Source organism: Oceanicola sp. 502str15 (genome assembly GCF_024105635.1).
In the GTDB taxonomy this organism is placed as follows: domain Bacteria; phylum Pseudomonadota; class Alphaproteobacteria; order Rhodobacterales; family Rhodobacteraceae; genus Vannielia.
Genome location: NZ_WYDQ01000001.1, coordinates 76,857 through 101,226, shown reverse-complemented (window position 1 = coordinate 101,226; position 24,370 = coordinate 76,857). Strand labels below are relative to the sequence as shown.

20 protein-coding genes are annotated in these 24,370 nt (G+C 66.2%); 16 read left to right on the top strand and 4 right to left on the bottom strand.

Features of this window, described 5'->3' with window-relative positions; translation table 11 throughout:
* Window positions 1-79: 79 nt before the first annotated feature.
* Complete coding sequence (locus GTH22_RS00455; RefSeq protein WP_252942581.1) at window positions 80-277, top strand: SlyX family protein; 198 nt, start codon at window positions 80-82, stop codon at window positions 275-277.
* Window positions 278-292: 15 nt separating this feature from the next.
* On the opposite strand, the gene GTH22_RS00450 is transcribed toward GTH22_RS00455, so the two are convergent.
* Complete coding sequence (locus GTH22_RS00450; protein WP_252942580.1) at window positions 293-823, bottom strand: hypothetical protein; 531 nt, start codon at window positions 821-823, stop codon at window positions 293-295.
* 6 nt (window positions 824-829) lie between these two features.
* Window positions 830-4,327 (bottom strand): DNA polymerase III subunit alpha, encoded by a 3,498-nt coding sequence (gene dnaE / locus GTH22_RS00445; RefSeq protein ID WP_252942579.1) that lies wholly within the window; start codon window positions 4,325-4,327, stop codon window positions 830-832.
* Window positions 4,328-4,376: 49 nt separating this feature from the next.
* Here dnaE and GTH22_RS00440 point away from each other — a divergent pair, with 49 nt between their 5' ends.
* The 12 genes from GTH22_RS00440 (at window position 4,377) to GTH22_RS00385 (ending at window position 16,613) form a co-directional block, all read left to right on the top strand.
* Window positions 4,377-5,288 (top strand): glutaminase, encoded by a 912-nt coding sequence (locus tag GTH22_RS00440; protein ID WP_252942578.1) that lies wholly within the window; start codon window positions 4,377-4,379, stop codon window positions 5,286-5,288.
* Window positions 5,289-5,469: 181 nt separating this feature from the next.
* Window positions 5,470-5,802 (top strand): metalloregulator ArsR/SmtB family transcription factor, encoded by a 333-nt coding sequence (locus GTH22_RS00435; RefSeq protein ID WP_252942577.1) that lies wholly within the window; start codon window positions 5,470-5,472, stop codon window positions 5,800-5,802.
* On the top strand, window positions 5,799-6,260 hold the full coding sequence (locus tag GTH22_RS00430; protein WP_252942576.1) for an SRPBCC domain-containing protein: 462 nt from the start codon (window positions 5,799-5,801) through the stop codon (window positions 6,258-6,260). Before GTH22_RS00435 ends, GTH22_RS00430 begins: the two co-directional genes overlap by 4 nt.
* Window positions 6,257-6,727: an SRPBCC family protein gene (locus GTH22_RS00425; RefSeq protein ID WP_252942575.1), complete on the top strand. Its 471-nt coding sequence runs from the start codon at window positions 6,257-6,259 to the stop codon at window positions 6,725-6,727. The genes GTH22_RS00430 and GTH22_RS00425 overlap by 4 nt, the downstream gene beginning before the upstream one ends.
* Before the next feature lie 220 nt (window positions 6,728-6,947).
* On the top strand, window positions 6,948-8,312 hold the full coding sequence (gene xdhA / locus GTH22_RS00420) for a xanthine dehydrogenase small subunit (RefSeq protein WP_252942574.1): 1,365 nt from the start codon (window positions 6,948-6,950) through the stop codon (window positions 8,310-8,312).
* Window positions 8,309-10,720: a xanthine dehydrogenase molybdopterin binding subunit gene (gene xdhB / locus GTH22_RS00415; RefSeq protein WP_252942573.1), complete on the top strand. Its 2,412-nt coding sequence runs from the start codon at window positions 8,309-8,311 to the stop codon at window positions 10,718-10,720. Before xdhA ends, xdhB begins: the two co-directional genes overlap by 4 nt.
* A complete protein-coding gene (xdhC, locus tag GTH22_RS00410; protein WP_252942572.1) occupies window positions 10,717-11,655 on the top strand; it encodes a xanthine dehydrogenase accessory protein XdhC in 939 nt (312 codons plus the stop codon). Before xdhB ends, xdhC begins: the two co-directional genes overlap by 4 nt.
* A complete protein-coding gene (locus tag GTH22_RS00405) occupies window positions 11,652-13,184 on the top strand; it encodes an ABC transporter ATP-binding protein (RefSeq protein WP_252942571.1) in 1,533 nt (510 codons plus the stop codon). The genes xdhC and GTH22_RS00405 overlap by 4 nt, the downstream gene beginning before the upstream one ends.
* A complete protein-coding gene (locus GTH22_RS00400) occupies window positions 13,181-14,260 on the top strand; it encodes an ABC transporter permease (RefSeq protein WP_252942570.1) in 1,080 nt (359 codons plus the stop codon). The genes GTH22_RS00405 and GTH22_RS00400 overlap by 4 nt, the downstream gene beginning before the upstream one ends.
* Window positions 14,257-14,553, top strand: a complete 297-nt coding sequence (locus tag GTH22_RS00395; RefSeq protein ID WP_252942569.1) for a hypothetical protein — start codon at window positions 14,257-14,259, stop codon at window positions 14,551-14,553. The genes GTH22_RS00400 and GTH22_RS00395 overlap by 4 nt, the downstream gene beginning before the upstream one ends.
* Entirely contained in the window at window positions 14,553-15,485 is a 933-nt protein-coding gene (locus GTH22_RS00390; protein ID WP_252942568.1) for an ABC transporter permease, read from the top strand. The genes GTH22_RS00395 and GTH22_RS00390 overlap by 1 nt, the downstream gene beginning before the upstream one ends.
* A gap of 42 nt (window positions 15,486-15,527) precedes the next feature.
* The gene (locus tag GTH22_RS00385) at window positions 15,528-16,613 is read left to right on the top strand and encodes a BMP family ABC transporter substrate-binding protein (protein WP_252942567.1); all 1,086 of its coding nucleotides are present in this window, start codon (window positions 15,528-15,530) and stop codon (window positions 16,611-16,613) included.
* Window positions 16,614-16,834: 221 nt separating this feature from the next.
* On the opposite strand, the gene GTH22_RS00380 is transcribed toward GTH22_RS00385, so the two are convergent.
* On the bottom strand, window positions 16,835-18,907 hold the full coding sequence (locus tag GTH22_RS00380) for a PAS domain S-box protein (RefSeq protein WP_252942566.1): 2,073 nt from the start codon (window positions 18,905-18,907) through the stop codon (window positions 16,835-16,837).
* Window positions 18,908-18,973: 66 nt separating this feature from the next.
* Window positions 18,974-19,657, bottom strand: a complete 684-nt coding sequence (gene rpe, locus GTH22_RS00375; RefSeq protein ID WP_252942565.1) for a ribulose-phosphate 3-epimerase — start codon at window positions 19,655-19,657, stop codon at window positions 18,974-18,976.
* Window positions 19,658-19,856: 199 nt separating this feature from the next.
* On the opposite strand from rpe, the gene deoC reads away from it, so the two are divergent.
* From deoC to GTH22_RS00360, 3 genes are all read left to right on the top strand, one after another.
* The gene (gene deoC, locus GTH22_RS00370) at window positions 19,857-20,852 is read left to right on the top strand and encodes a deoxyribose-phosphate aldolase (RefSeq protein WP_252942564.1); all 996 of its coding nucleotides are present in this window, start codon (window positions 19,857-19,859) and stop codon (window positions 20,850-20,852) included.
* 185 nt (window positions 20,853-21,037) lie between these two features.
* Window positions 21,038-23,365, top strand: a complete 2,328-nt coding sequence (locus GTH22_RS00365) for an aldehyde dehydrogenase family protein (RefSeq protein WP_252942563.1) — start codon at window positions 21,038-21,040, stop codon at window positions 23,363-23,365.
* A 93-nt stretch (window positions 23,366-23,458) separates the two neighbouring features.
* Window positions 23,459-24,340 (top strand): alpha/beta hydrolase, encoded by an 882-nt coding sequence (locus tag GTH22_RS00360; protein WP_252942562.1) that lies wholly within the window; start codon window positions 23,459-23,461, stop codon window positions 24,338-24,340.
* The last annotated feature ends 30 nt before the right edge of the window (window positions 24,341-24,370 follow it).

Below are 24,370 nucleotides of genomic sequence, written 5' to 3'. Positions count from 1 at the left end.
TCGCGCGGGGCATAGCGCAGAGGGGCCGGATCGGCAAGCAAGGGCTGGCCCCGGAGGCCCCGCCGGGATATGCAGTCGCATGACCGATCGCCTCGAAGAAGAACTCGCCCATATCACCCGTGCCGTCGAAGACCTGCACGAAATGGTGCTCACCCAGGGCAAGCGTCTCGATACCATGGAGCGCCGGGTGGGGCTGTTGATGAAACGCGCCGCCGAGAGCGAGGCCGACAATGCAGGTGGCGTGGTCATGGGCGACGAGCGCCCGCCCCACTACTGAGCACCGCCTTCGCGGCTACTTGATCGCCGCAGCCACCAGCTTGCGATTGTGCATCAGCATCTCGAGGCTCTGGCGCGACCCCGGCGTCGGATAAACGCTCACAAAGGCCGTCGAGCGCGAAAGCCGCTTCAGCTTGCTCTCGCTGCACGGGCCCTTGCCGCAGCCCCGCAGGCTGGCATAGGCCGCATCGGTCGTGCCGCGCAGCTCGCCGCCACCGCCGCCGTAGTGCATCAGCTCGTAAAGCCCAAGGTCGCCGAACAGCGCCACCGCCCCCGTCACCTTGCGCGCGCAGCCATCCTTGAAGCCGGTGACGAAAAAGTTGCGCGGGCCGACCGCGCCGGGGCGGGTGTCGTAGAGCTTCCACTTGCCGTTCTTCTCGATCAGCTGGCCCAGCGCCTTGCCCTTTGCCGCACAGCTCTCTTCCACCTCGCCAAAAGGCAGCGTCGCTTGCGGCGATTTGGAAGAGGCATGCCCGGTCGGCCCCTGAACGGAGGCACAGGCAGAAAGCAGCGCAGCAAGCGCGGTCAGGATTAGAATGTTCTTCATGGCAGCTTAGATATCTTCGACAGTCACAACGCCGCCCAGAGACTTCAGGGCGCTTTTGATCTGCGGATTTACCGGAAAATCCCCTTGCAGCTCAAGGTGGACCTCCCCCGGCAGATCGGCCGCCATCAGGCAAAGGCTCACCGCGCCCCGGCTTTTCGAGGCGCCATCGGCCTCGGCCCGGTCGAGCAGGGACTTCACAGCGGGGGCGGCGGCGATATCGTCAAGGTAGAGCATGATGTCGCTGCGCCCGGCCTGCGCCGCCACCGCGTCGATGGGGGCCACCGAGCGGCCAAGCAGCTTGAGCTGGTCGGCCTCCATGGTGGCCTCGCAGGTCACCACCACATTGGCGCCGGTCTCCAGAAAGTCGCGTGATTTCTCCAGCGCTTCCGAGAACAGGGTCACCTCGTAAAGGCCAGTCGGATCAGAGAGTTGCACAAAGGCAAAGCGGTTGCCCCGTGCCGATTTCCGCTCCTGCCGCCCGGCCACCGAGCCGGCCAGCTTCACCAGCGCCGGCGAGCGCTGCACGTCGAGCGAAACCTGCTCCAGCGTCTTCACACCCTGCTTCTTCAGCGGGCCCATATAATCGTCCAGCGGATGCCCGGATAGGTAGAAACCGATCGCCCGGTGTTCCTCCCCCAGCCGCTCGCCCACCATCCAGTCATCGACGCTCGGCAGGCGCGGCTCGGGCAGGTCGTCACCGGCCTCGCCGAACAGCGAAACCTGAGCGGATGCCCGCTGATCGTGGATCGCGGCAGAGTAGTTCACCAGCGGATCGAGGGCGGCAAAGACCCTGTGCCGATTCGGGTCGAGCAGGTCGAACGCCCCGGCGCGTGCCAGCATTTCGAGCGGGCGCTTGCCGATCTTCTTCAGGTCCACGCGGCGGGCAAAATCGAAGAGCGAAACAAACTCGCGCCCGTCCCGCGCCTCCACGATCAGCCGCATCGCATCCGCGCCCACGTTCTTCAGCGCGCCCAGCGCGTAAACGACCTTGCCCTCCACCACAGAGAAGGTTTCCAGCGAGCGGTTCACGCAGGGCGGCACGATCTCGATATCCAGCCCCCGCCGCACCTCCTCGGCATAGACGGCGAGCTTGTCGGTCAGGTGGATATCGCAGTTCATCACCGCGGCCATGAACTCCACCGGATGGTTCGCCTTCAGCCATGCGGTCTGGTAGCTCACCACCGCATAGGCCGCAGCGTGCGACTTGTTGAACCCGTAGTTGGCGAACTTCTCCAGGAGGTCGAAGACCTCGCTGGCCTTCTTCTTCTCCACCCCGTTCTCCGCCGCGCCCTTTTCGAACTTGGGCCGCTCGGCGTCCATTGCCTCCTTGATCTTCTTGCCCATGGCCCGGCGCAGCAGGTCGGCGCCGCCAAGGGAGTAGCCCGCCATCACCTGGGCAATCTGCATCACCTGTTCCTGGTAAACGATGATGCCCTGGGTCTCTTCGAGGATATGGTCGATCAGCGGATGGACCGACTCGATCTCGCGCTGCCCGTTCTTCACCTCGCAATAGGTCGGAATATTCTCCATCGGGCCGGGCCGGTAGAGCGCCACCAGCGCCACGATATCTTCGATGCAGTCGGGCTTCATGCGCCGCAGCGCATCCATCATCCCCGAGCTTTCCACCTGAAACACAGCAACCGTCTTGGCGGAGGCGTAGAGCTTGTAGCTGCGTTCATCATCCAGCGGGATCGCGTTGATCTCGTTCACCGCCCCCTCGGGCGGCTCGTAAAGCTCGGTGCCATCCGGCGCGATATGAATGTCGCGCCCCCCGCCGTTGATCAGATCAACCGCGTTCTGGATCACCGTCAGCGTCTTAAGGCCGAGAAAGTCGAATTTCACCAGCCCGGCCTGCTCGACCCATTTCATGTTGAACTGGGTCGCCGGCATGTCGGAGCGCGGGTCCTGATAGAGCGGCACCAGCTCATCAAGCGGGCGGTCGCCAATCACCACACCCGCCGCGTGGGTCGAGGCGTTGCGCAGCAGCCCCTCCACTTGCTGTCCATAGGTCAGCAGCCGGTCAACAACCTCCTCCGCCCGAGCCTCCTCGCGCAGCCGTTCCTCGGTCGCCAAAGCCTTCTCGATGGAAACCGGCTTTACGCCCTCCACCGGGATCATCTTGCTCAGCCGGTCCACCTGCCCATAGGGCATTTGCAGCACACGGCCCACGTCGCGCACCGCCGCCTTGGAGAGCAGCGCCCCGAAGGTGATGATCTGCCCCACCCGGTCGCGCCCGTATTTCTCCTGCACATAGCGGATCGTCTCTTCCCGTCGGTCCATGCAGAAGTCGATATCGAAGTCGGGCATGCTCACCCGCTCGGGGTTCAGGAACCGCTCGAACAGCAGCGCATAGCGCAGCGGATCGAGGTCGGTGATCGTCAGCGCATAGGCCACGAGGCTGCCCGCGCCCGAACCCCGCCCGGGGCCAATCGGAATGCCGTTGTCCTTCGACCACTTGATGAAGTCGGCCACGATCAGGAAGTAGCCGGGAAAGCCCATGCCCTCGATGATGTCGAGCTCAAAGTCGAGCCGCTCCTGATATTCCTCCACGCTCGCCGCATGCGGGATCACCGCCAGCCTTGCCTGCAACCCCTCGTTGGCCTGCCGCCGCAACTCCGCCACCTCGTTCTCGGCGAACTTGGGCAGGATAGGGTCGCGCCGATAGGCCATGAAGGCGCAACGCTTCGCAATTTCCACCGTATTCTCAAGCGCTTCCGGCAGGTCGGCAAAGAGGGTCGCCATCTCGGAGGCGCTCTTGAAATAGTGCTGCGCCGTCAGCCGCCGCCGGTCTTCCTGCTGGTCCACATAGGCGCCCTCGGCGATGCAGATCAGCGCGTCATGGGCCTCGTAGATCTCGGGCTTGGGGAAATACACGTCATTCGTCGCCACCAGCGGAATGCCCTTGGCATAGGCCATTTCCACATGGCCCCGCTCGCTCGCCTGCTCGGCCTCGGGCAGCCCGTCCTCGCCCGGATGCCGCTGCAACTCGATGTAGAGCCGGTCGCCGTAAATCCGCGCCAGCCCGTCCACCAGCAAATCCGCCTTCGCCCGCTGCCCGGCCCTCAGCAGCCGCCCCACCGGCCCGTCCGGCCCGCCGCTGAGACAGATCACATCCGCAGAATGTGCCTCCAGATCTTCCAGCGTCACATGCGGCAGGCTCCCGTCGCCGCGCAGATAGAGGCACGAGTTGATCTTCATCAACGCCTCGTAGCCGCGCTCGCTCTGGGCCAGCAGCACCACGGGCGCCGGGGCAATCGGCTTCCCGCCCGGCGCGGGCTGCTCATATTCCAGGTCCACCTGGCAGCCCATGATCGGCTGCACCCCCGCGCCCGAAAGCGTCACGCTCGCCTCCAGCGCCGCGAACATGTTGTTGGTGTCGGTCACCGCAACCGCAGGCATCTCGGCCTTCTCGCAGAGCCCCGCGAGCTTTTTCACCGGCACCGCCCCCTCCAGCAGAGAGTATTCGGTATGAACGCGCAGATGGATGAATCGGGGAGTGGCCATGGCCCTACCCTATGGCGGCCCTGCGCCAGTTTGAAGTAGCCTCGCGCCCATGAACCTGCCCGATCTCCTCGCGCGCCTCGACGCGCACGCCCATGCCGCCGCCGACTGGGGGCAGGTCGCCACCTATATCCCCGAACTGGCGCAGGTCGATCCGGCGCAGTTTGCCATTTCGGTCGTGCTCGCCGACGGCACCCTGCATTCGGCGGGCCAGTCGCAAACCCGCTTTTCCATCCAGTCCGTCTCCAAGGTCTTCACGCTGGCCTGCGTGCTCTCGCGCATCGGCGAGTCGCTCTGGGCGCGTGTGGGCCGCGAGCCCTCGGGCGATCGGTTCGATTCCATGCTGCTGCTCGAGCAGGAGCAGGGCCGCCCGCGCAATCCCTTCATCAACGCCGGCGCGCTGGTGACAACCGATGAGCTCCTCGCAGGCCGCGCCCCGCGCGATGCCCTCTCCGAGATCCTCGGCTTCATCCGCGCCGCCTCCGGCGATGATGACATCCACATCGATTCCGAGGTCGCCCATTCTGAGGCCACCACCGGCTTTCGTAACGTGGCGCTCGCCAACTACCTCAAAAGCTACGACAACCTGAAGAACATGCCCGAGATGGTGCTCGGCACCTACTTCCACCAATGCGCCATCGAGATGACCACCGAGCAACTCGCCCGCGCCGGGCGCGGCATCGCCGGGCTGCCGGGCGCGCCGCTTCTGCTCTCCGCGGTCAAACGCCGCCGCATCGCCGCGCTGATGATGACCTGCGGCCATTATGACGGCTCGGGCGACTTTGCCTTCCGCACCGGCCTGCCCGGCAAATCCGGGGTCGGCGGCGGCATCCTCGTAGCGGTGCCGGGCGTCGCCTCCGTCGCCGTCTGGTCGCCCGGCCTCAACGCCTGGGGCAACTCCAAGGTCGGCACCGAGGCCATCGAGGCGCTGGCGCAGGAAACCGGCTGGTCGGTCTTCGGATAAGCGCTCCGTCATCCTCGGGCTCGACCCGAGGACCTCCCCCACTCCTCCTCGTCATCCTCGGGCTCGACCCGAGGACCTCCCACCAAGAGATCCTCGGGTCGAGCCCGAGCAAAACCCGCCAATACCTAGCCACCAAGCTAACCATCTTGACACCACCCCGCGACTCCCATTACCTAGCCACATGGCTAACCAACTCGACAGCTTCTTCAGCGCCATCGCAGACCCCACCCGCAGGGCCGTGATCGAGCGCCTCACCCGTGGCCCCGCCGCCGTCTCCGAGCTGCACGCGCCGCACAACATCGCCCTGCCCACCTTTCTCAAGCACCTGAAAGTGCTCGAAAATGCCGGACTGGTTCATTCCACCAAACAGGGCCGCGTGCGCACCGTCCATATCGAGGCGGAACCGCTGGCCGAGGCCGAGCATTGGCTCACCACCCAACGCACACTCTGGGAAGGCCGTCTCAACCGCCTCTCCGCCCTTGCAGAACGGCTCGAAAAAGGAGGCGACGCATGACCGCCCTCAAGCACGACACCCTCACCCTGACCCGCAGCATTGCGGCGCCGCCCGCACGCCTCTTCCCGCTGATGACCCAGCCCGAATTCCGCGCTGAATGGGGCGCCCCCACCGAGAACACCCGGCTCGATATCCTCGAAGCCGACATTCGCCCCGGCGGCCGCGAGCTTTCTCGCTGCGGCCCCGCCGACAACCCCGAGTTCGAAGTCACCACCGACTTCCACCACCTCGACGCCCCCACGCTGTTGATCTTCACCGAAACCATCCGCATTGAGGGCGCCCCCATCTCCTGCGGCCTCTGCTCCATCGAGATCACCCCCGAGGGCGCCGGAAGCCACCTCACCGTCACCGCCCAGCTCGCCAGCCTCATCGGCGACGAAATGGCCGAGGGCTACACCCAAGGCTGGACCGCCGCCCTCACCAACCTTGCCCAGCTCGCAGAAAGACAAACCGCATGACCCCCGCGATAAACCCCGAAGTCGACCTCACCCTCACGCGCCAGATCAAGGCCTCCCCCGCCACGCTCTGGAAATGCTTCATCACCCCCGAGCTGCTCTGCGAATGGTTCGTCCCCGCGCCGTGGAAATGCGCCGACGCGGTGATCGAGCCCCACCCCGGCGGCCGCTTCTTCAGCCTCTTCAAAGGCCCGGAGGGCGAGGAAATGGCCAACGAGGGGGCCGTCCTGCTGGCCGAACCCGAGCACCGCCTCGTCTTCACCGACTTCTTCAAGGCAGGCTTCGTGCCCAACGAAACCCCCTTCATGCTCGCCGACATCACCCTCACCCCCAAGGACGGCGGCACCGAGTACAAGGCCATCGTGCGCCACCGCACGCCGGAAGATTGCCAGAAACACGCCGACATGGGCTTCGATCAAGGCTGGGGCGCCGCAGCCGACCAGCTGGCTACCCTCGCGGAGAATCTCTGACCAACGGGATGGCGGGTGGGGTGTCGCGCCAAGGGCGCGCACGTCACCCCCATCCACCGCCCAAAAACCGTGCAAATCCTGCCCGCTGCCGCGCAAACGGGCAGATTCCCCCTTGCCACCCCCGCACCCGCCCCGCCAAACTCCCCCCGGAGGCCCGCTTTCTACGCCGCATCGAAGGCCGGGCCTCGGGGACGCATTCGGTAACGCGGCGGGTAACTCCATGGACATCACGTTTCTTCTCAACGGAGAGACCGTGGACCTGCGCGGCGCAGACCCCACAACCACCGTGCTCGACTACCTGCGCGAAACGCGCGGGCTGAAGGGCACCAAGGAAGGCTGCAACGAGGGCGACTGCGGCGCCTGCACCATCATGACCCGCGACCCCGCTGGATCATGGGCCGCCCAGAACGCCTGCATCATGCTCCTGCCCCACCTGCACGGGCGCGAGGTCCGCACCGTCGAAGGCGTCGCCGCCCCCGATGGCACCCTGCACCCGGTGCAATCCGCCATGGTCGCGCAGCACGGCTCGCAATGCGGCTTCTGCACGCCGGGCTTCATCACCTCCATGGCCGCCGCCCACGCGGCCGGCGCGCAGGATTTCAACGACAAGTTGGCCGGCAACCTCTGCCGCTGCACCGGCTACGCCCCCATCGTCCGCGCCGCCGTGGCCGCCGCGCAAGCGCCCGTCCCGCCTCATCTCGCCGCCCCCTCTTCGCTCGAAACCCCTCCGCAACCGACCATCCCCGAAACCGCCGATGCGCTGGCCGCATGGTATGCCGCCCACCCGCAGGCCACGCTCATCGCAGGCGCCACCGATGTCGGCCTTTGGGTCACAAAGCGGCTGGCGGAGTTGAAGGAGGTCGCCTTCCTCCACCGCGTTGCCGACCTGAACTACGTGGAGGTGACCGAGGCCGAAATCCGCATCGGCGCCACCACCCCCATCGCCAAGCTGCGCGAGGTCATCGCACCCTATCACCCGAGCCTCGCCGAACTCTTCCGCCGCTACGGCTCCGAGCAGGTCCGCCAGGCCGCCACCCTCGGCGGCAATATCGCCAACGGCTCCCCCATCGGCGACAGCCCCCCTGCCCTCATCGCGCTCGGCGCGACCCTCCACCTGCGCCACGGCGACAAACGCCGCAGCCTGCCGCTCGAAGAGTTCTTCATCGACTACGGCAAGCAAGACCGCGCGCCCGGCGAATTTGTCGAGGCCGTCAGCCTGCCGCGCCAGCCCGACACCCTGCGCTGCTACAAGCTCTCCAAACGCTTCGATCAAGACATTTCCGCCGTCTGCGGCTGCCTTGCGATCACCGTCGAAGATGGCACCGTCATCCGCGCCCGCATCGCCTTCGGCGGCATGGCCGGAACGCCCAAACGCGCCGCCGCCGCCGAGGCCGTGCTCACCGGCCAGCCTTGGAGCGAAGCCACCGTCACCGACGCGATGACCGCCCTGCTGGCCGATTTTCAGCCGCTCTCCGACATGCGCGCCTCCGCCGCCTACCGCATGGAAGCGGCGCAGAACATGCTGCGCCGCTACTGGCTGGAAACCACCGGCGCCGCCACCTCGGTGCTGGAGGTGCAGCCATGAGCGTTGCCAAGCCGCTCCCGCATGATGCCGCCCCCCTGCATGTCACCGGCGCGGCCCGCTATGTCGATGACATCCCGGTGCCCGCCAACACGCTCCACCTCGCCTTCGGCACCTCTGCCAAGGCCCGCGCCAGCGTCACCGCGCTCGACCTCACGAAGGTTCGCGCCGCCCCCGGCGTGGTCGCCGTTCTGACAGCGGATGACCTCCCCGCCGCCAATGATGTATCCCCCTCCGCCCATGACGAGCCCCTGCTCGCCGAGGGCGAGGTCTATTACATCGGCCAGCCGATCTTCCTCGTGGTCGCCACCAGCCACCTCGCCGCCCGCAAGGCCGCCCGGCTCGCCGAGATCACCTATGCCGAGCACCCTGCCCTCTTGACCATCGACGACGCGCTCGCCGCAGGCAGCCGCTTCGAGGAAGGCCCGCGCGAATACGCCCGCGGCGACCTTGCGGCGGGTTTCGCCGCCGCCGCGACCGTGGTGGAGGGCACGCTGGAAATGGGCGGGCAGGAGCACTTCTACCTCGAAGGCCAGGCCGCGCTAGCCCTGCCGCAGGAGGGCGGCGACATGGTGGTGCACAGCTCCACCCAGCACCCCACCGAAATTCAGCACAAGGTCGCCGAGGCCCTAGGCGTGGCGATGAACGCCGTGCGGGTCGAGATCCGCCGCATGGGCGGCGGCTTCGGCGGCAAGGAAAGCCAGGGCAACGCGCTCGCCTGCGCCTGCGCCGTGGTCGCTGCGCAAACCGGCCGCCCCGCGAAAATGCGCTATGACCGCGACGACGACATGATGATCACCGGCAAGCGCCACGATTTCCGCATCACCTACCGCGCCGGGGTCGACGCCGAGGGCAAGCTGACGGCGGTCGACTTCACCCAATACGCCCGCTGCGGCTGGGCGCAGGACCTCTCCCTGCCCGTGGCCGACCGGGCGATGCTGCACGCCGACAACGCCTATTTCATCCCCAACGTGCGGATCGTGTCGCACCGGCTGAAAACCCACACCCAGAGCGCCACCGCCTACCGCGGCTTTGGCGGCCCGCAGGGGATGCTGGGGATCGAGCGGGTGATGGACCATCTCGCCGTGGCTGTCGGCTGTGATCCTTTGGCGCTGCGCCAGAAGAACTTTTATGCCTCCGGCGGGAGATATTTGGAGCAAGAAAATGAACCGGTGGTGCCTTCTACGGCAGGGGTCGAGGAGGATCTGACCTCGCGGGGGGCCGTGGCGACGGGCGAGCCCGACAGGGTTGTGGCGGTGCCTGTTGGCGCGCAGACCACACCCTATGGCCAGCCGGTGGTGGATTCGGTGTGCCGCGAGTTGGTGGCGGCCCTGTGCGAGAAGGCCGATTACGCCGGGCGGCGGGCGGCGGTGGCGGCTTGGAACGCCGAAAACCCGGTGCTCAAGCGCGGGCTGGCGCTGACGCCGGTGAAGTTCGGCATCTCCTTCACCCTCACCCATCTCAATCAGGCCGGCGCGCTGGTGCATGTCTATCAGGACGGCTCGATCCACATGAACCACGGCGGCACCGAGATGGGGCAAGGGCTGTTCCAGAAGGTGGCGCAGGTGGCGGCCTCGCGCTTCGGGGTGCCTCTGAGCCGGGTCAAGATCACCGCCACTGACACCGGCAAGGTGCCCAACACCTCCGCCACGGCGGCCAGTTCCGGCAGCGATCTCAACGGCATGGCCGTCGCCGCCGCCTGCGACGAGCTGAAGGCGCGGATCGGGGCCTTTCTGGCCGAGGTGCATCAGGCCGACCCCGCCGAGGTGCGTTTTGAGGGCGATGCGGTGCATGTGGGCGCCGATGTGCTCCCTTGGGAAAAGGCGATTGCCGAGGCCTATGTGGGCCGCGTTTCGCTTTCCGCCACGGGCTATTACAAGACGCCCTCGATCAGCTGGGACCGCATCAAGGGCCAAGGCCGCCCGTTCTTCTACTTCGCCTATGGCGCGGCGCTCACCGAGGTGGTCATCGACACGCTCACCGGCGAAAACCGGATGCTGCGCGTCGACATCCTGCATGACGCCGGAAGCTCGCTGAACCCCGCGCTCGACATCGGGCAGGTCGAGGGCGGCTTCATTCAGGGCGCGGGCTGGCTCACCACCGAAGAGCTGGTCTGGGACGCCAAGGGCCGCCTCACCACCCACGCCCCCTCCACCTACAAGATCCCCGCCTGCTCCGACCGCCCCCCGGTGTTCAACGTCGCCCTCTGGCCGAACGAAAACCGCGAGGCCACGATCTACCGCTCCAAGGCGGTGGGCGAGCCGCCCTTCATGCTCGGGATTTCAGCCCTCATGGCGCTGTCAGACGCCTGCGCCGCCTGCGGGCCGCACTACCCCGGCCTCGAAGCGCCCGCGACCGCCGAGCATGTGCTCGAGGCCATCGGCAGGGCGCGTGCGGGGGGCAATGGATGAGCTTTGATCGCGTCTCCCTCGCGCAGGCCATCGCCGCCCATGGCCCGGTGGTGCGCGTGGTTGTGGTCAGCGCCCAAGGCTCCACCCCGCGCGGGCCGGGCACCGCCATGTTGGTCTGGCAAGGCGGGCAGCAGGGCACCATCGGCGGCGGCGCGCTGGAATGGGAGGCCTGCGCCATGGCCCGCGCCCGGCTCGGGCAGGCCCCTGTCACCGTCACCCTGCCGCTCGGCCCGGCGATGAACCAATGTTGCGGCGGCACCGTCACGCTGGCGCTCGAAAGCTTTGCCGAGGCCCCGCCCGGGGGGGCCGCCTATGCCCGCCCGGTGGCCGAATCCGCCCCGCCCGCACCGCCCCTCGCCATCGCCCGCGCGCTTTCGGCCTTCCGCAACGGCTCGCAAACCGCTGACATCACACATGAAAACGGCTGGCTGCTGGAGCCGCTCACCGCCCCGCGCACCCCCGTCTGGATCTGGGGCGCCGGCCACGTCGGCCGCGCATTGGCCGCCACCCTCGCCCCGCTCGATCACCTCGCCCTCACCTGGGCCGACACCAGCGCCGACCGCTTTCCACCAAATCCGCCCGCCCCCCCCACCCCGGGCGACCTCCCCACCCTCGCCGCCACCGCCCCCGCATCGGCGCATCACATCATCCTCACATACTCTCACAGCCTCGATTTCGCCCTCTGCGACACCCTGCTGAAACGCCCCGCCGCCTCGATCGGCCTGATCGGCTCAGCCACCAAATGGGCCCGCTTTCGCACCCGTCTCGCCGCCGCAGGCCACATAGCTGCACAAATTTCGCGCATCACCTGCCCAATCGGCGACCCCTCCTTGGGTAAACACCCGCAGGCCATTGCGATTTCCACCGCCGCGCAGCTACTCTCCATGCTCGAAAAGCAGGCAAACGCCGCCAGCAAGGGGGACATGACCGGATGACAGAGCTCTTTGCCGCCCATGGGCTGCGCAAGGCCTATCCCGGTGTCGTGGCCAACGACGACGTGTCCTTTGCCATCGACGAAGGCGAAATTCACGCGCTGCTGGGCGAGAACGGCGCCGGCAAATCCACCCTCGTCAAGATGATCTATGGCCTCGTCAAACCCGACGAGGGCCACATGGCCTTCCGCGGCGCGCCCTTCACCCCGGCCGAGCCCCGGGCCGCCCGCGCCGCCGGGGTGGCGATGGTGTTTCAGCACTTCTCGCTCTTCGACGCCCTCACCGTGGCCGAAAACGTGGCCCTCGGCATGGAAAACCCGCCCAAACCGGCCAGCCTTGCGGCCCGGATCACCGAGGTCTCCAACGAATACGGCCTGCCGCTCGACCCGCACCGCACCGTGGGCGACCTGTCGGCGGGCGAGCGGCAGCGGGTCGAGATCATCCGTTGCCTGCTGCAAGATCCGCGCCTGCTCATCATGGACGAGCCGACCTCGGTGCTCACGCCCCAAGAGGTCGAAATCCTCTTTGCCACGCTCGAAAAGCTGCGCACCGAGGGCACCTCGATCCTCTATATCTCGCACAAGCTCGAAGAGATTCGCGCGCTCTGCGACCGCGCCACCATCCTGCGCCTCGGCAAGGTGGTCGGCCACGCCGTGCCGCGTGAAAATTCCGCTGCCGAGCTGGCCGAGATGATGGTGGGCACCGCGCTCCACCGCCCCGAGCGCGAGCTGACCCCCTCGGGCGAGATCGCGCTCGAGGTCACGAACCTCTCGGTGAAATCCGCCAACCCCTTCGGCACCTCCCTCAAGGACGTCTCGCTGATGGTGCGCAAGGGCGAGGTGCTGGGCATCGGCGGGGTCGCCGGAAACGGGCAGGACGAACTGCTGGCCGCCCTCTCGGGCGAGGCCATCGCCGCACCCGAGGCCGTCAGTCTGCACGGGCAACCCATCGGAAAGCTCGCGCCCCCGGCGCGCCGAAAGCTCGGCCTGCTCTCCGCCCCCGAAGAGCGCCTTGGCCACGCCGCCGCGCCGGAAATGTCGCTCACCGAAAACGCCCTGCTCTCCGCCCGCATCCGCAAGGGGCTGACAAAGCACGACTTTATCAACTGGAAGGCCACCCAAGCCTACGCCGAAGAGGTCATCAAGGCCTTCGATGTCCGCACCCCCGGCGCCCATGTCGCCGCCCGCTCGCTTTCGGGCGGCAACCTGCAGAAGTTCGTCATGGGCCGCGAGATCGAGCAGGCCCCCGAGGTGCTGGTCGTCAACCAGCCCACATGGGGGGTCGATGCCTCCGCCGCCGCCGCCATCCGCCAGGCCCTGCTGGACCTCGCGGCGGGCGGCGCGGCCATCGTCGTCATCTCGCAGGATCTCGACGAGCTGATGGAAATCTCCACCAGCTTCGCCGCGCTGAACGGCGGCCGCCTCTCGGCCCCGGTGCCGGTCGAGGGCCTCACCATGGAGCGCATCGGCCTGATGATGGGCGGCGCGCATGACATGGAAGTGGCCCACGAAGCCGCGGAGGCCCCGGCATGATCCGCCTCGAAAAGCGCCCCAACCCCTCCAAAGCCTGGAGTTATTCCACCCCGCTGCTCGCCGTGTTGCTCACCATGGTCTTCGGCGGCCTGCTCTTCGCCGCCCTCGGCAAGCCCCCGCTCGAGGCGATCCGCACCATCTTCTACGACCCGCTCTTCGGCCAGCACGCCTTCTTCTACCGCCCGCAACTGCTGGTCAAAGCCGCGCCGCTGGTGCTCATCGCCATCGGCCTTTCGCTCGGCTTCCGCGCCGGCATCTGGAACATCGGTGCAGAGGGGCAATACATCATCGGCGCGCTCTGTGGCGCCGGGGTCGGCCTCGCCTTCTATCCCACTGAGTCCTTTATCATCTTTCCGCTCATGGTCATCGCCGGCGCTCTGGGCGGCTGGGCTTGGGCGATGATCCCGGCCATCCTCAAGACCCGCTTCGGCACCAACGAAATCCTGGTGTCCCTGATGCTCGTCTACGTGGCCGAGAACCTGCTTCGCGGCATGGCCGTCGGGCTGATGAAGAACCCCGAGGGCTTCGGGTTTCCCGGCTCGCGCAACCTTGCGCAGTACCCCTCGGCCACCTCCTGGATCAACCAGAACGCAGGCCTGCACTGGGGCGTCGCCTTCGCCCTCATCGCAGTGATCTTCGCCTACGTCCTGCTCACCCGTCACATGCTCGGCTTCAACATCCGCCTCGCAGGGCAGGCCCCCCGCGCCGCCCGCTTCTCCGGGGTCAGCCCCACCCGGCTGGTGCTGTTCTGCCTCGGTATTTCGGGCGCCCTCGCGGGCCTCGCCGGGCTGTTCGAAGTCTCCGGTCCGGCGGGCCAGATCACCACCGATTTCAACGTCGGCTACGGCTTCACAGCCATCATCGTCGCCTTCCTCGGGCGGCTGCACCCGGTCGGCATCCTGCTCGCGGGGCTGCTGATGGCGCTCACCTACATCGGCGGCGAAATCGCCCAGTCGCAGCTGCAATTGCCCGCCGCCGCAATCCAGCTCTTCCAAGGCATGCTGCTGTTTTTCCTGCTGGCGGTCGACGTGCTGACGAACTATCGCATCCGCCTCAAACAGGGAGCTGCCGCATGACCCGCCACGCCCTCCTGCCCGTCGCGATGGGCTGCGCCATGGGCGCGATGATGCTCATGCTGCTCCATGGCATGCTCACCGGCCAAAGCTCCGGCGCCGGGCTGGCGGCTTTCCTCGCAGCCCATGTTGTAGCCGTCACCCTTGCCGCCTTCTTCGCCGCCCGCCTCTCGCCCCGACTGCGTCGCGCCCTTTCGCGGCACCACCAGCCCGGCCTGCGCCATCTGGCACCGATGCTGGCCACCGCGGGCCTCACCGCGGGCGCGATCCACCTCACCCTGCACGGGCTCACCTGATGGACCTTTCCTCGATCAACTGGCTTCTCCTGCTGGCCTCGCTCATGGTCGCCGCCACCCCGATCCTGCTCGCGGGCATCGGCGAGCTGGTGGTGGAAAAGGCCGGCGTGCTGAACCTCGGCGTCGAAGGCATGATGATCACCGGCGCCATCGCAGGCTTTGCCGCGGCCGTCGAAACCGGCTCGCCCGCGCTCGGCTTCCTCGGCGCGGCGGCGGCGGGGGCGCTGCTCTCCATGCTCTTCGCCGTACTCACCCAGTTTGCGCTCGCCAACCAGGTCGCTTCCGGCCTCGCGCTCACACTTTTCGGGCTTGGCCTCTCGTCGCTGATGGGTCAGGGCTACGTCGGCCTCAAGCCGCCCTCCACCCCCAAGCTCGACATCCCCCTCCTGTCCGAAATCCCGGTGCTCGGCCCCGTGCTCTTCAGCCATGACCTCATGGTCTACGTCGCCATTGCCATCGTCGCCGGCACCTGGGCCGTCCTCAAATACACCCGCACCGGCCTCACCCTGCGCGCGGTGGGCGAAAACCACGAGGCCGCCCACGCCCTCGGCTACAAGGTTATCGCGATTCGTTGCGCCGCCATCGCCTTCGGCGGGGCCTGCGCGGGGCTCGGCGGGGCCTACCTGTCGCTCGTCCGCGTGCCGCAATGGACCGAGGGGATGACCTCTGGCGCGGGCTGGATCGCGCTCGCCCTTGTCGTCTTCGCCTCTTGGAAGCCCTGGCGCGTTCTGATTGGGGCCTATCTCTTCGGCGGCATTACCGTGCTTCAGCTCAACCTTCAGGCCGCCGGCCTCAAGGTGCCGGTCGAGTACTTGTCCATGTCGCCCTATATCATCACCATCGTCGTGCTGGTGGTCATGTCTTCCGGCCGCGGCCGGGGTGCACTGGGTGCACCCGCCTCGCTCGGCAGAACCTTCCACGCCACCGGATAGAAAATCCGGGGCTTCACCAACAACCAACAGGGAGAAATCCAGATGAAGAAAAGAACCCTCCTCAAAGGCGCCGTCGCCGCGCTGGCGCTCGCCGCCAGCCCGGCACTGGCCGAAAGCCATTCCGAAAAGACCAAGGTCGGCTTTGTCTACGTCGGCCCCGTCGGCGACGGCGGCTGGACCTACGAGCACGATCAGGGCCGCAAGGCCGTCGAGGCCGAGTTCGGCGATGCGGTCGAAACCGTCTATGTCGAGAACGTCCCCGAAGGCCCGGATGCCGAGCGGGTCATCACCCAGATGGCGCTCGACGGCGCCGACCTGATCTTCACCACGTCCTTCGGCTACATGGACCCCACTATTAACGTGGCTGCCAAGTTTCCCGACGTGAAGTTCGAGCATGCCACCGGCTACAAGACCGCGCCCAACGTCTCGGTTTATTCCGCCCGTTTCTACGAGGGCCGCGCCGTGCAGGGCACGATTGCCGGGCGCATGACCGAGAGCAACGTGATCGGCTACATCGGCTCGGTGCCGATCCCCGAGGTGGTGCGCGGCATCAACTCCGCCTTCATTCACGCCAGGAAGGTCAACCCCGACGTCCAGTTCAAGATCGTCTGGGTCTACGAGTGGTTCAACCCGGCGAAAGAGGCGGATGCCGCCAAGGTGCTTATCGAGCAGGGCGCCGACGTGATCCTTCAGCACACCGACTCCACCGCACCCCTCGCGGCGGCCGCCGAGGCGGGCAACGTGATCGGCTTCGGCCAGGCCTCCGACATGGCCGAATATGCCGATGGCCCCCGCGTGTCCTCGATCATCGACAATTGGGCTCCCTACTACATCGCCCGCACCAAGGCGGTGATGGACGGAACCTGGGAATCGACCAACACCTGGGACGGCATCGGTCCAGGCATGGTCGGCATCGGCGAGATCACCGACAAGGTCCCCGCCGAGGTGAAGGCCGAAGCCCTCGCCCTCAAGGACGCAATCGCGTCGGGCGAGTATCAGCCCTTCACCGGACCGCTGAAAAAGCAGGACGGAAGCGACTGGCTGGCAGAGGGAGAAACCGCCGACGATGGCACTCTGGCGGGCATGAACTTCTACGTTGAAGGTCTCGAAGGCGAGATCCCGCAGTAAGCCACGCCTCACCGCGCGTCTTGCATGCCGAGACAACCAAGGCCCCGCCCTCCGAGCGGGGCCTTTCCATGTGCCGACCGCGCGCCTGTTTACTGCCCGGTTAAGTCCCGTCCGGCGGAGGCCCCAAGATTGATGGCAGCGTCGAGGCGCCCGAAGGCCACCATCCGTCAGCGCCGCCGCGCACCCAATCCGCCGGCACCCCATCACACCGACCTGCTGCATCACCCTGCCTGCGCCACCTTCGGAGCAACAGGCGCCTCATTGCCACCGAACCTGAACTGCCGGGTGCTGCCCGACAGGGTTTCAGCCTCCTGCTCCAAGGCCTGTGTTGCCGCACTTGTCTCTTCGAACATGGCCGCGTTCTGCTGGGTGCCACGGTCAAGCTCGTTCACCGCGCTGTTGATCTCTTCCAGTCCAACCGATTGTTCCTGCGAAGAGGTGGCAAGGCTTGCCACCTTGCTCCGGATGTCCTGCACGTAGCCTGCGATCTGTTCCAGCGCAGAGCCGCTGTCATCCACCAGCGTCACGCCGGATTGGATGCGCTCGAAGGTGGAGGCAACGAGCTGGGCAATCTCACGCGAGCTGTCGGACGAGCGCTGCGCGAGTTGGCGCACTTCCGAGGCCACCACGGCAAAGCCGCGGCCGCTCTCTCCCGCCCGCGCCGCCTCGACGCCGGCGTTCAATGCCAGAAGGTTGGTCTGAAAGGCGATTTCGTCGATCACGCTGGTGATGTTCGAAACCTGCTCCGAACTGGCCGCGATCTCCTTCATCGCTTCCACCGCCTTGCGCGACATCTCCAGCCCGCTCGCCGTGCTTTCCTCTGCCGCACTGGCGGTGCGCGCCGCGTCCTCGGCATTGCCCGCCGCGCCCCGCACCGAAGAGGTCATCTCGTCGAGCGCGGCGGCGGTTTCCTCAAGCGCGGCCGCCTGCTTTTCGGTGCGCACACTCAGATCCCGGGCCGCGGCCGAGATCTGCCCCGTTTCGGTCAGGATCGCATCGGCGCGCCCCGAAATCCCCGAGATCACCTCCGACAGCGCCTGTACCGACAGGTTGAACTCTTCCTTCAGCCGGCCGAACTCTTCGGGCACCTCGACCGTGATCTGAACCGTCAGATCGTGGCTGGCCAAGCGCGACACCGCGTCCTGAAACGCCTGTATCGTCGTTTTCTGCGCGGTGATGTCAGTCGCGAATTTCACCACCTTCGCCACCTTTCCATCGGTATCGAGGATCGGGTTGTAACTCGCCTCAATCCAGATCTCGCGCCCTCCCTTCGTGATGCGCCGAAACTGCCCCGCCTTGAAGGTGCCGCCAGCCAGCGCGGCCCAAAAGGCTTCATAGCCGGGCGTCGCAGCCTCTATCGGATCCACGAACAGGCGGTGGTGCTTGCCCGTCACCTCCTCGGCGCTGTAGCCCGTCGCTGCGAGAAAGTTCTCGTTTGCTGTCAGTATCGTGCCATCGGGCCTGAACTCGATCACCGCCTGGCTTCGGCTGAGCGCGTCGAGCTGGCCGGCGGAGTCGATGGCCTGGGTGCGCGTGTCGGTGATATCGGCGGCGAATTTCACCACCTTCACCACCTTGCCCCGCCCGTCGATGATGGGGTTGTAGGTGGCCTCCAGCCACATCTCGCGTCCGTCCTTGGCAAAGCGCCTGAACTTCCCGAGCTTGGGTTTTCCCGCCGCAAGATCGCTCCAGAAACAGCTGTACTCCGGGGTCTTGCGCAGATCTTCGCGCAGGAAAATGCTGTGATGCTTGCCCCTGATCTCCTCCAGCTCGTAACCGACCGCTGCAAGGAAATTCCGATTTGCCGTAACAATCGTTCCGTCAGGTTCGAACTCGATCACCGCTTGCGATTTATCCAGGGCCGTCAGCCGACTCTTCGCCTTGATGGCCTCAAACTCCCGCTCGGTCACATCGGTCGCGAACTTCACAACCTTTTCCACCTCACCGGCGGCGTTGCGCAGCGGCACGTAAGCAGCCTCGATCCAGATATTGCGGTCGCCATTTGCAATGCGCGGAAAGGTGGCCGTAAAGCTCTCGCCCCGGCCGAGCCGGTCCCAGAACGCCTTGTATTCCTCGCTCGCAGCAAAACCACGCTGTACGAACATCTTGTGATGCTGCCCGACAACCTCGTCGCGTGCATAGCCCGTCGCGGTGCAAAAATTGTCATTCGCATCCAGGATCACGCCCTCGGGGGTGAACCAGATCACCGCATAGGTTGCCTGAACCGCCGCGCCCAATTGCGTCATCGGATCAATACCGACCGCGCGGGGGCGCCCGAAGCCTGCAAAACCCATGATCGTCTCCTGCTCAGTGTCACCGGCAGGTCTGACAGATCGACGTTAAAAAACCGTTGCCGAGATTCAGGCGCTTTCTGCGGCGGCCCGGATCGCCCGAATATTCGCGCCGTAAGGCTCTGGATTCGCAACAGAACCGCCCTTGAACACCGCCGACCCGGCCACCAGCACATCGGCACCGGCCGCCGCAACGAGGGGCGCGGTTTTCGGGTCCACCCCGCCGTCGATCTCGATGTGAATCTCCCGGTCGCCAATCATGTCACGCAGGGCGCGAATCTTGTCGCCCATATCGATGAACTTTTGCCCGCCGAAGCCCGGGTTCACCGTCATCACGCAGATCAGGTCGGTGAGATCCAGCACATCACGCACTGCCTCGGCCGGAGTGCCGGGGTTGAGCGCCACGCCCGGGCGCATGCCGGCCCCGCGGATCGCCTGAAGCGTGCGGTGAATATGCGGGCCAGCCTCCACATGAGCGGTCAGCACATCGGCACCGGCCTCGGCGAAGGCATCGATATAGGGGTCGACCGGAGCGATCATCAGGTGCACGTCCATCACGCCCTTGATATGGGGGCGCAAAGCCTTGCACATGGCGGGCCCGAAGGTGAGGTTCGGCACGAAATGCCCATCCATCACGTCCACGTGGATCCAGTCGGCGCCCTGCGCTTCCGCGGCCTCGCACTCCGCGCCAAAGGCGGCGAAATCGGCGGCAAGAATGGAGGGGGCGATCTTGATGGCGCGGTCAAAAGACATGGGCGAGCTCCGGGTTTGGTCCGGCATCGGGTTACCCGCCTGCCCCGGATGACGCAAGCCATGCCCCTTCAAGGGCTGTCTCATGCAGCTATGTCATTCTCTGGCGCCCCTCTTGCTTCATATTTGACCATCCGGTAAAATTCATGCCGTTGCCAAGCCCATCGCCCCATGCCACGCTTTCCGCTGAGGAGGCCCGCCCGTGACCACCAAGACCGAAGCACCCGCCGCCACGGCCCAGCTGCCGCAGGTGGCGCTTGCCCGCAATGCGGGCATGGAGCTCGATATGGACTGGGTCATGCGCGCCCAGGCCAATACCTCTGCAATCGAGCGCCGCGCCGCCTCCTTGCCGGGTCGCCGCTCGGTCAAAAAGGCCTTTCAGGCCGCGTGGCTCTGCAAGGCCATCACACTGATCGACCTCACCACCCTCGCAGGCGATGACACTGCCGGCCGAGTCCGCCGCCTCTGTGCCAAGGCCCGTCAGCCGGTGCATCCGGATATCCTCAAGGCGCTCGGCATGGAGGGCCTGACCACAGGCGCGATCTGCGTCTACCACGACATGGTGCCCGTCGCCGTCGAGGCCCTGCGTGGCACAGGCATCCCCGTGGCCGCCGTTTCCACCGGCTTTCCCGCCGGCCTTTCTCCTTTCCATCTCCGCCTCGCCGAGATCGAGGAGAGCGTGAAGGCGGGGGCAGACGAGATCGACATCGTGATCTCCCGCCGCCATGTGCTGACCGGCAACTGGCAGGCGCTCTATGACGAGATGAAAGCCTTCCGCGCCGCCTGCGGCCCGGCGCATGTAAAGGCAATCCTCGCCACGGGCGAACTCGGAACCCTGCAGAATGTGGCCCGCGCCAGCCTTGTCTGCATGATGGCCGGCGCTGACTTCATCAAAACATCAACCGGTAAAGAAAGCGTCAACGCCACCCTGCCCGTGAGCCTCGTCATGATCCGCGCCATCCGCGACTACTTCGAGGCCACCGGCACCCGCGTCGGCTACAAGCCTGCGGGGGGCATCTCCAAGGCCAAGGACGCCCTGCTCTACCTCGCCCTCCTGAAGGACGAACTCGGCCCCCGCTGGGTCCAGCCCGACCTCTTCCGCTTCGGCGCCTCCTCCCTGCTGGGCGACATCGAACGCCAGCTCGAACACCACGTCACCGGCGCCTATTCGGCCTCTTTTCGGCACGCGATGGGATGAGCGCCCGCGAGCCACAGGATCGCCCGCCCGAGGCCGCAACCTGCCTCCGTGATTTCGCCCACGGTCGCTTCGACGGAGGGGCCCGGTATCCGATCCACACGGTATGGCGCAAAGTCGCGCCCGACCTCGAAACATTCGACAGAGACAGGCGCTCCGGCGCCCCTACCGTCTGAGAGAAACGCGCCATGAACGTCCCCGAAATCTTCGATTCCCTCGCCTATGGCCCCGCCCCCGAGTCCGCCGCCGAGGCGCAGGCCTGGCTCGAGAAGCACAAGGCCAAGTTCGGCCACTTCATCGACGGCGCCTTTACAAAGCCCGCCAAGGGCTTCCCCACGAAGAACCCCGCCAATGGCGCGCACCTGGCGGCCATCTCTCAGGGCACCGATAAGGACGTCACCGCCGCCGTCAAAGCCGCCCGCAAGGCCCAGCCTAAATGGGCCGCGCTGACCGGCCATCAGCGCGCCAGGTATCTCTACGCCCTCGCCCGGCTCCTGCAAAAGCACGCCCGCCTCTTCGCCGTGCTCGAGACGCTCGACAACGGCAAGCCGATCCGCGAATCCCGCGATATCGACATCCCCCTCGCGCAGCGCCACTTCTACTACCACGCCGGCATGGCCCAGCTCGCCCCAACGGAGTTGCCAGACCGCGCACCCCTCGGCGTCGCCGGCCAGATCATTCCGTGGAACTTCCCGCTCCTGATGCTGGCCTGGAAGGTCGCCCCCGCGCTTGCGATGGGCAACACTGTGGTTCTCAAACCCGCCGAATACACATCGCTTACCGCGCTCCTTTTCGCGGAAATCACTCAGGAGGCCGGCCTGCCTGCGGGCGTCTTCAACATCGTCACCGGCGACGGTGCCACCGGTGAGGCCCTCGTGGGGGCCGAGGTCGACAAGCTCGCCTTCACCGGCTCCACCGCCGTCGGCCGCCGCATCCGCGAGGCCACCGCAGGTCGCTCCATCCCGCTGACGCTCGAACTGGGCGGCAAAAGCCCCTACATCGTCTTCGAGGACGCCGACATCGACTCCGCCGTCGAAGGCCTCGTCGATGCGATCTGGTTCAACCAGGGCCAGGTCTGCTGCGCGGGCTCCCGCCTTCTGGTGCAGGAGGGCATTGCCGACACCTTCCACACCAAGCTCAAGGCCCGGATGGACGGCCTGCGCATCGGTGATCCGCTCGACAAGTGCATCGACGTGGGCGCCATAGTCGATCCGGCCCAGCTCAAGACCATCACCGATATGGTCGCAAACAACACCGAAGGCGAAACCTACCAGCCCGCCACGACACTCCCCGAGGGCTGCTTTTATCCGCCAACCCTCATCACCGGCCTCGCCCCATCGGCAAGGCTGATGCAGGAAGAAATCTTCGGCCCCGTGCTGGTATCCTGCACCTTCCGCACGCCCGAAGAAGCCATCGCGCTGGCCAATAACACCCGCTACGGGCTTGCCGCAACCCTATGGTCTGAAAACATAAATCTGGCTCTCCATGTTGCTCCTCAACTGGCTGCCGGCGTCGTCTGGGTGAACGGCACCAACATGTTCGACGCCGCCGCAGGTTTCGGCGGCGTCCGCGAAAGCGGCTTTGGCCGCGAAGGCGGTTGGGAAGGCCTGCTCGCCTACTCCAGACCCGCCAAACCGGCGAAACCCGGCAAGACGCCCGCACCCTTCGAGGGCGATGGCGGCCCCGCCGATCCCCTCGACCGTACCGCCAAAATGTTTATCGGCGGTAAACAAGCGCGGCCCGATTCCGGATATTCCACCGCTATCCACGGCCCCAAGGGCGACCTCCTCGGCCACGTCGGCACTGGCTCCCGCAAGGACATCCGCAATGCCGTCGAAGCTGCGGCCAAGGCAACCGGATGGGCAAAATCCTCCGCCCATCTCCGCGCCCAGATCCTCTTCTACCTGGCCGAGAATCTCTCTGCCCGCGCCGATGAATTTGCCAACCGTATCAAGGCCCTGACCGGAAAATCCGGCGCATCCGAAGTTGAGGCCAGCATCTCCCGCCTGTTCGCCTACGCCGCCTGGGCCGACAAGCTCGACGGTGCTGCCAAGCCAGTGCCGATGCGCGGCACCGCGCTCGCCCTCAACGAGCCCTGCGGCGTCATCGGCGCGCTCTGTTCCCCCGCCCAGCCGCTCCTCGGCCTGGTCAGCGCCATCGGCCCCGCCGTGGCCATGGGCAACCGCATCGTCGCCTGCCCCTCCGAGCCGTTTCCCCTAATTGCGACCGATTTCTATCAAATTCTCGACACTTCGGATGTGCCCCCCGGCGTGGTCAACATCGTCACCGGCCCCCATGCCGATCTGGCAAAGACCCTGTCCGAGCACATGGAGGTCGACAGCCTCTGGAACTTCTCCAGCCCCGATCTGACCGCGCCCATCGAGAAGGCCGCGGCGGGCAACCTCAAGCGCACCCTCTCGCTCTTCCCCGACTGGACGGACCCGGCCACAGAGGGGCGCGAGATGCTGGCCGCCGCGACCGAGATCAAGACGGTCTGGATTCCCTACGGCGTTTAGCGCGATGGCACGGCGCACGGGCCGTTAACCTTTCGTCGTTTTGAATTTTTGCCGTATGTACAGGTTGTGCACGGGTTGTGTACCACTTGTGACATGAAGAAAATCACGGTTAACGCCGTTTCACCCTCGCCATACCGACAAAAATGCATGACCGATCCAACCGCCTTCGACAACGCCCCGTTCATCCCTGACGCCGCCGCCTATCCCGAGCGCTGGTCGGAGGCTGCCCGCGAGCATCGGTCGATCGAAGCCGCCTTGGGGCGGGCCCGTCTGAATCAGAGCTACGGTCCGCATCCATCTGAAAAATATGATCTCTTCTACCCCGCCTCGGCCCAGCCCAAGGGCACGGTGATATTCATTCACGGTGGGTTCTGGCGGGCGTTTTCCCGGTCGGACTGGTCGCATCTAGCGCGTGGAGCAACCGAAAGAGGCTGGGCTGTCGCCATGCCCTCCTATCCGCTCTGCCCCGAGGTGAAAATCAGCGACATCACCGGCAGCATCGCCCGCGCAACTGCCGCCATTGCTCTGAAAACACAAGGAAAAATCTCCCTGACCGGCCATTCCGCCGGCGGCCATCTCGCTCTGCGTATGCTCGATCCGGCGCTCGACATCGGCGAGGCGCGGAGCCGCATCACCCGATGCCTGCCGATTTCTCCCCTCACGGACCTCGCTCCCCTGCGCGACACGCACCTCAACGACACCCTGCAACTCACTGACTCGGAGGCAAAATCCGAAAGCCCGGTGCATCAGCAGGCGCCGTTAACCCCTGTGCATGTCCTTATCGGGGCGGCCGAACGGCCTTCGTTCATTGCCCAGGCCAAGGCCCTGCCATGGCCCGGCGTCCGGGTGAGCGAAGCCGCAAAGCTCCATCATTTCAACGTGATCGACTTTCTTCTTGAAGCGGATCACCCGCTCACGCAGTGGCTGACAGATGAAGGGGCCGAGCCTCCCACCAGGCCCGACCCCTCCGCTTGAAACCGCCTCTTCGCGAAGTCGGTTCGCCAG

What these genes read in the sequence shown, in the direction of transcription:
- xdhA (WP_252942574.1), top strand. Translation starts at nt 6,948, where the DNA reads ATGGACATCACGTTTCTTCTCAACGGAGAGACCGTGGACCTGCGCGGC.
- GTH22_RS00360 (WP_252942562.1), top strand. Translation starts at nt 23,459, where the DNA reads ATGAAGAAAATCACGGTTAACGCCGTTTCACCCTCGCCATACCGACAA.
- xdhC (WP_252942572.1), top strand. Translation starts at nt 10,717, where the DNA reads ATGAGCTTTGATCGCGTCTCCCTCGCGCAGGCCATCGCCGCCCATGGC.
- GTH22_RS00450 (WP_252942580.1), bottom strand. Translation starts at nt 823, where the DNA reads ATGAAGAACATTCTAATCCTGACCGCGCTTGCTGCGCTGCTTTCTGCC.
- xdhB (WP_252942573.1), top strand. Translation starts at nt 8,309, where the DNA reads ATGAGCGTTGCCAAGCCGCTCCCGCATGATGCCGCCCCCCTGCATGTC.
- GTH22_RS00390 (WP_252942568.1), top strand. Translation starts at nt 14,553, where the DNA reads ATGGACCTTTCCTCGATCAACTGGCTTCTCCTGCTGGCCTCGCTCATG.
- GTH22_RS00365 (WP_252942563.1), top strand. Translation starts at nt 21,038, where the DNA reads ATGAACGTCCCCGAAATCTTCGATTCCCTCGCCTATGGCCCCGCCCCC.
- GTH22_RS00455 (WP_252942581.1), top strand. Translation starts at nt 80, where the DNA reads ATGACCGATCGCCTCGAAGAAGAACTCGCCCATATCACCCGTGCCGTC.
- GTH22_RS00380 (WP_252942566.1), bottom strand. Translation starts at nt 18,907, where the DNA reads ATGGGTTTTGCAGGCTTCGGGCGCCCCCGCGCGGTCGGTATTGATCCG.
- GTH22_RS00405 (WP_252942571.1), top strand. Translation starts at nt 11,652, where the DNA reads ATGACAGAGCTCTTTGCCGCCCATGGGCTGCGCAAGGCCTATCCCGGT.
- GTH22_RS00400 (WP_252942570.1), top strand. Translation starts at nt 13,181, where the DNA reads ATGATCCGCCTCGAAAAGCGCCCCAACCCCTCCAAAGCCTGGAGTTAT.
- GTH22_RS00440 (WP_252942578.1), top strand. Translation starts at nt 4,377, where the DNA reads ATGAACCTGCCCGATCTCCTCGCGCGCCTCGACGCGCACGCCCATGCC.
- GTH22_RS00435 (WP_252942577.1), top strand. Translation starts at nt 5,470, where the DNA reads ATGGCTAACCAACTCGACAGCTTCTTCAGCGCCATCGCAGACCCCACC.
- rpe (WP_252942565.1), bottom strand. Translation starts at nt 19,657, where the DNA reads ATGTCTTTTGACCGCGCCATCAAGATCGCCCCCTCCATTCTTGCCGCC.
- GTH22_RS00395 (WP_252942569.1), top strand. Translation starts at nt 14,257, where the DNA reads ATGACCCGCCACGCCCTCCTGCCCGTCGCGATGGGCTGCGCCATGGGC.
- GTH22_RS00430 (WP_252942576.1), top strand. Translation starts at nt 5,799, where the DNA reads ATGACCGCCCTCAAGCACGACACCCTCACCCTGACCCGCAGCATTGCG.
- GTH22_RS00425 (WP_252942575.1), top strand. Translation starts at nt 6,257, where the DNA reads ATGACCCCCGCGATAAACCCCGAAGTCGACCTCACCCTCACGCGCCAG.
- GTH22_RS00385 (WP_252942567.1), top strand. Translation starts at nt 15,528, where the DNA reads ATGAAGAAAAGAACCCTCCTCAAAGGCGCCGTCGCCGCGCTGGCGCTC.
- dnaE (WP_252942579.1), bottom strand. Translation starts at nt 4,327, where the DNA reads ATGGCCACTCCCCGATTCATCCATCTGCGCGTTCATACCGAATACTCT.